This is a genomic window from Azospirillum formosense (assembly GCF_013340925.1).
In the GTDB taxonomy this organism is placed as follows: Bacteria; Pseudomonadota; Alphaproteobacteria; order Azospirillales; family Azospirillaceae; genus Azospirillum; species Azospirillum formosense.
The window spans coordinates 1-4,371 of the sequence record NZ_WHOR01000373.1; the positions used below are offsets into that span (position 1 = coordinate 1).

7 protein-coding genes are annotated in these 4,371 nt (G+C 70.6%); 2 read left to right on the plus strand and 5 right to left on the minus strand.

Annotated elements, in window-relative coordinates:
• Positions 1–260: 260 nt before the first annotated feature.
• Entirely contained in the window at positions 261–563 is a 303-nt protein-coding gene (locus tag GBZ26_RS27485) for a 4a-hydroxytetrahydrobiopterin dehydratase (protein WP_014238670.1), read from the minus strand.
• A 225-nt stretch (positions 564–788) separates the two neighbouring features.
• Here GBZ26_RS27485 and GBZ26_RS27490 point away from each other — a divergent pair, with 225 nt between their 5' ends.
• Complete coding sequence (locus tag GBZ26_RS27490; protein ID WP_014238669.1) at positions 789–1,142, plus strand: metallopeptidase family protein; 354 nt, start codon at positions 789–791, stop codon at positions 1,140–1,142.
• 1 nt (position 1,143) lies between these two features.
• Here GBZ26_RS27490 and GBZ26_RS27495 read toward each other — a convergent pair whose 3' ends face one another.
• Positions 1,144–1,743: a uracil-DNA glycosylase family protein gene (locus GBZ26_RS27495; protein WP_174441530.1), complete on the minus strand. Its 600-nt coding sequence runs from the start codon at positions 1,741–1,743 to the stop codon at positions 1,144–1,146.
• Entirely contained in the window at positions 1,740–2,486 is a 747-nt protein-coding gene (gene cobB, locus GBZ26_RS27500) for a Sir2 family NAD+-dependent deacetylase (RefSeq protein ID WP_174441531.1), read from the minus strand. The genes GBZ26_RS27495 and cobB overlap by 4 nt, the downstream gene beginning before the upstream one ends.
• Before the next feature lie 69 nt (positions 2,487–2,555).
• Here cobB and GBZ26_RS27505 point away from each other — a divergent pair, with 69 nt between their 5' ends.
• Positions 2,556–3,029, plus strand: coding sequence for a low molecular weight protein-tyrosine-phosphatase (locus GBZ26_RS27505; protein WP_174441532.1), 474 nt, complete (start codon positions 2,556–2,558; stop codon positions 3,027–3,029).
• Positions 3,030–3,039: 10 nt separating this feature from the next.
• Here the strand turns inward: GBZ26_RS27505 and GBZ26_RS27510 are convergent, their stop codons facing one another.
• Both GBZ26_RS27510 and gcvA read right to left on the minus strand, forming a co-directional pair.
• Complete coding sequence (locus GBZ26_RS27510) at positions 3,040–3,237, minus strand: DUF1127 domain-containing protein (RefSeq protein WP_174441533.1); 198 nt, start codon at positions 3,235–3,237, stop codon at positions 3,040–3,042.
• A gap of 105 nt (positions 3,238–3,342) precedes the next feature.
• Positions 3,343–4,239 (minus strand): transcriptional regulator GcvA, encoded by an 897-nt coding sequence (gene gcvA, locus GBZ26_RS27515; protein WP_174441534.1) that lies wholly within the window; start codon positions 4,237–4,239, stop codon positions 3,343–3,345.
• Between the last annotated feature and the right edge of the window lie 132 nt (positions 4,240–4,371).

Below are 4,371 nucleotides of genomic sequence, written 5' to 3' on the forward strand. Positions count from 1 at the left end.
GACAACGCGGCGGCCTACGCCGCCGCCGGCTGCCCGCTGCTGGTCACCACCGCCCCCTTCTTCGGGCGCCCGGCGGATGTGAAGGTGGTTCTGGAACCGGCGTGACGCCCCAGCCCCTCTCCCGCCTCGGGAGAGGGTGCCCGCGCAGCGGGCGGGTGAGGGTCGTGCGGGGATCAGGGCGCTGATCCTTGGCGGTACCCTCACCCTCCCACCGCTTCGCGGCGGGCCCCTCCCTCTCCCGGGACGGGAGAGGGGACTCATCAGCGGTCGCGGTTCGGGGCGATCTGGTCCACGCGGTGGGCGAAATCGACGTCGGCCTGGGTCAGGCCGTCGGCGCTGCGGGTGCACAGGATGATCTCCACCCGGCCCATGTCGTTGAACCATTCCGGATGGTGGTTCGTCCGCTCCGCCAGCAGGGCGACTTGGCTCATGAAGCCCCAGGCGGCGGGGAAGTCGGGGAAATGGTAGGTCTTGCGGATCGCGTCGCGCTCCAGCACCTCCGCCCAGCCATGCAGTTCCTTCAGCGCGGTCTGCCGCTTGGCACCCACCAGCTTGTCCGACATTCCTTCCCCCGTTGTTGGTTGGCCTGTAGTTGGTTGGCCTATAGTTGGTTGGTCTGTGCAAGGCGTAACGGACACGGATCGATTGTGGATCAAATCGGCGTTCCGGTCCGCCTTCCGGTTTAGCGCCGCTTGGCCTGGGCGGCAAGCAACGCTACCTTCACCGGTATGATGCGCAAACCGGCACACACCCATACCGTTCCCCCCTCCACCCCCGACCTCGAGCGGATGGCCGAGGACGCGCTGGAGACGATTCCGCGGGAACTCCTGGCCCCCATCGCCAATCTGTCGATCCATGTCGAGGATTTCCCCGACGAGGAGACCGAGCGCGAGATGGAGCTGGAAAGTCCCTTCGACCTGCTCGGCCTCTACCGGGGCGTCGATATGACGCGGCAGAGCGTCGCCGACCTGCGCAGCGGGCCGGACATGATCTTCCTCTACCGCCGCCCGATCCTGGACTACTGGTGCGAGACGGGCGAGGACCTGTTCGCCATCGTCCGCCACGTCCTGATCCACGAGATCGGCCACCATTTCGGCCTGTCGGACGAGGACATGGAGCGCATCGAGGCCATGGAGGGGTGAGTCAGCCGTCCAAGGCGCCCAGGGCGCCCGCCACGCGGTGGCGCAGCGCGGGCACCAGCTCCGCGTCGAACCAGGGATTCGTCTTCAGCCACGCGGTGTTGCGCCAGCTCGGGTGGGGCAGGGGCAGGAACTCCGGCAGATAGTCCCGCCACGCCGCCACCGTGTCGGTCATCGTCCGCCGGCGACGGTTTCCCAGATAGTAAGCCTGGGCGTAGCTGCCGACCAGCAGGGTCAGCCGCACCCCGGTCAGGGCGGCGCGCAGCGGCGGGTGCCAGAGCGGCGCGCATTCCGGGCGCGGCGGGTAATCGCCGCCCTTCGGCGCCGTGCCGGGGTAGCAGAGCCCCATGGGGACGATGGCGATCCGGCTCTCGTCGTAGAAGGCCGCGCGGTCCATGGCCAGCCACTGGCGCAGCCGGTCGCCGGACGGGTCGTTCCAGGGAATGCCGCTGGCGTGCACCCGCGCGCCCGGCGCCTGTCCGACGATCAGCAGGCGGGCGGACGGGCTGCCGCGCAGCACCGGACGGCAGCCGTGCGGCAACACCCCCACGCACAGCCGGCACGCGCGGGCCTGTTCGAACAGGTTCTCAAGATCGCCGCTCAAAGGCTCAGCAGCTCGCTCACGAAGGCCGGGACCAGCTCGGTTGCCGGGCCGTTGACGGAGTCCGCGAACAGGCTGGCGCCCGCCGACGGTTCCAGGTTCAGCTCCACCGTCAGGGCGCCGGCGTTGCGCGCCTCGGCCACGAAGCTGGCGGCGGGATAGACGTTGCCGGAGGTGCCGATGGAGACGAACAGGTCGCAGGCGCCCAGCGCCCGGTAGATCCGCTCCATCTGATAGGGCATCTCGCCGAACCACACCACGTCGGGGCGCATGCCGCCCTTGCGGGCGCAGGACGGGCAAATGTCCTCCACCGACAGGTCGTGGGTCCAGTTCTCCACCTTGCTGCGGCAGTGGCGGCAGAAGACCGCGTTCAGCTCGCCATGCATGTGGATCAGCGTCTGCGACCCGGCGCGCTCGTGCAGGTCGTCGATGTTCTGGGTGACCAGCAGCAGGTCGCCTTTCCAGCGCCGCTCCAACTCGGCCAACGCCCGATGGGCGGCGTTCGGTTGCACCGCGGGGTCGCGCAGGCCGCGCCGCCGGTCGTTGTAGAAGCGGTGGACCAGTGCCGGGTCGCGGGCGAAACCCTCCGGCGTGGCGACGTCCTCCAGATCGACCTTGGCCCAGATGCCGTCGGCGCAGCGGAAGGTGTCCAGGCCGGATTCCTTGGAAATGCCGGCCCCGGTCAGGATGACGATGGAGTCGGTCGGTTTCAGATGGTTGGTGATGCTCATCATGGCGTTGGTCATGGCGCCCTGGCGGGTTCGGGGAACGGCTGCTAGATCTCGGACCGGGAAAGCAGAGAGGAGGAGGCCGGGATGGTCAAGGTCCTGTTCGTGTGCACGGGCAACATCTGCCGGTCGCCCACCGCGGAAGGTGTGTTCCGCGACCGGGTTCGGCAAGCCGGTTTGGCGGGCCGCATCGGCACCGATTCGGCGGGCACCCACAGCTATCATGTGGGGGAGGCGCCCGACCCGCGCAGCCGGCGCGCCGCCAAGGACCGCGGGGTGGATCTGTCGGACCTGCGCGCCCGCAAGGTGACCGCGGCGGACTTCGCCGACTTCGACTACATCCTGGCGATGGACGGTGGGCATCTGGCGCAGTTGCGGCGCATGGCCCCGGCGGACAGCCGGGCGACGGTCGCCCTGTTCCTCGACTATGCCCCCGACGCGCCGAAGCGCGAGGTGCCCGATCCCTATTACGGCGAGGGGCTGCACTTCACCGAGGTGCTGGACCTCTGCGAGGCCGGGGCCGAAGGGTTGTTGGAGGCGATCCGGCGGGACCGGTTGTGACGTGCGGCCTTCACCGCCAGAGCGGTTTGCGCGCCTCGGTGACGGCGTCGTAACGGCTGATCCCGATGTCCCGCAACTCCCGGTCGGACAGGGAGAGCAGGGCGTCGCGCTGGCGGCTCTGTTCGCGGAGATGGGCGATCCAGTCCAGCAGCCCGCGAAGGCGGCGGGCCGGTGGCGGCGCGGTGCGGGGGAGGACGTGCAAGGTCATGGTGGCCTCCGGCGGGTGCGATGAAGTACCAGCATCGGGCCGTCCCCGCCGCTCCGGCAAACGGGACCTTTTCATCGTCGGGTGAGTGGGTTTCACCCGAAGGGATCATTGCCCCTGGGCGAACTCCGCCCGCATCCAGGCGCGGAAGGCGGCGACCTCCGGGCGGCGCAGGCTGTCTTGGGCGGTGACCAGCCAATAGGCGCTTTTCGCGCGCAGGCGCGGCCCCATCACCTCGACCAGCTGGCCGGACGCCAGCTCCGGATCGACGGTCGGTCGCCGTCCGATGATGACGCCCAGCCCGCGCACCGCGGCGTCCACCGCCATGTGGATCGCGTCCAGCCGCAGCCCGCGCTTCAGCCCGTCGTCCAGCGCCGCCGGCGGCAGGCCCGCGGCCTCGGCCCAGGCGGTCCAGTCCTCCGACACGTCGGCGACGTGGAGCAGCGGGACGGCGGCGAGGTCGGCGGGGCAGGCGATGCGCGCCGCCAGGGCGGGGGCGGCCACCGGGACGAGGTCCTCCTCCATCAGCTTCAGCGCGGCCAGACCGGGCCAGTCGCCGCGGCCCAGCCGGATGCCGGCGTCGATGCCGTCGCGGGGGAACTCGACCACCCGGTGGGCGGTGTCCAGCGCCACCGTGATCGCCGGGTGACGCTCCTGGAAGGCGGGCAGGCGGGGGATCAGCCAGCGCAGGGCGAAGGTCGGGGCGGCGCTGACCGACAGCCGCCCGCTGGGCGCGCGGCCCGGCACGCTCTCCGTCGCCAGGGCCAGCGCGTGCAGCGCGTCGCGCACGCGGGGCAGATAGGCGTGGCCGGCGGGGGTCAGCGACAGGCTGCGGTTGCCGCGCAGGAACAGCTCCACCCCCAGCCAGTCCTCCAGCGTCTGGATGCCGTGGCTGACCGCGCTGGGGGTCAGGTGCAGTTCCTCCGCCGCCGCCTTGAAGCTTTGGTGGCGGCCGGCGGCCTCGAACAGGCGCAGGGTGTTGAGGGGCGGCAGTCGGTAGGCCATGGCCCGCGCAGTTTCCGATAGGCCGCAGGGCCGCGCAAACAAAAAGCCCCGCCGTGCTTCACCCCTCTCCCGCCCCGGGAGAGGGAAGGGGCCCGCGCGAAGCGTGGGAAGGGTGAGGGTGCTGTCGAGGAT